We start from the raw sequence: 411 nt of genomic DNA on the forward strand, positions 1-411 counted from the left end.
AAACCAAGCGGTGTCGCTGGCAGCGAAAAGATGGAAACTGACTGGTTTGAGAGAAAACCGTGGCACGCCCTAGGGGAGTCGAACCCCTCTTTCCAGGATGAAAACCTGGCGTCCTAACCGATAGACGAAGGGCGCGTGCGGTGGCCGTCTTCTAGTCGGGCGCGGGCGGATGCGCAAGCCGAAAAATCGCGTTGGACGCAACTTTTTCAACAACGCAAATGCCGGCACTTTGCTTTGAAAGACAATGATTTCAAGGGGAGGGAACCGTGGCACGCCCTAGGGGAGTCGAACCCCTCTTTCCAGGATGAAAACCTGGCGTCCTAACCGATAGACGAAGGGCGCGTGCGGTGGGCGTCTTATAGAAGGGCGTTTTGCCTTCCGCAAGCGGGAAAAGGCGCTTGTGACAAAAAA

The 411-nt window shown here is 56.0% G+C and carries 2 tRNA genes; both read right to left on the bottom strand.

The window, feature by feature from the left end:
- Window positions 1-60: 60 nt before the first annotated feature.
- Window positions 61-135, bottom strand: a tRNA-Glu gene (locus tag ACOZK4_RS06985).
- A 132-nt stretch (window positions 136-267) separates the two neighbouring features.
- Window positions 268-342, bottom strand: a tRNA-Glu gene (locus ACOZK4_RS06990).
- Window positions 343-411: the final 69 nt, after the last annotated feature.

Origin of the sequence: Shinella sp. M27, assembly GCF_049199905.1 — a bacterium.
Lineage (GTDB): Bacteria > Pseudomonadota > Alphaproteobacteria > Rhizobiales > Rhizobiaceae > Shinella.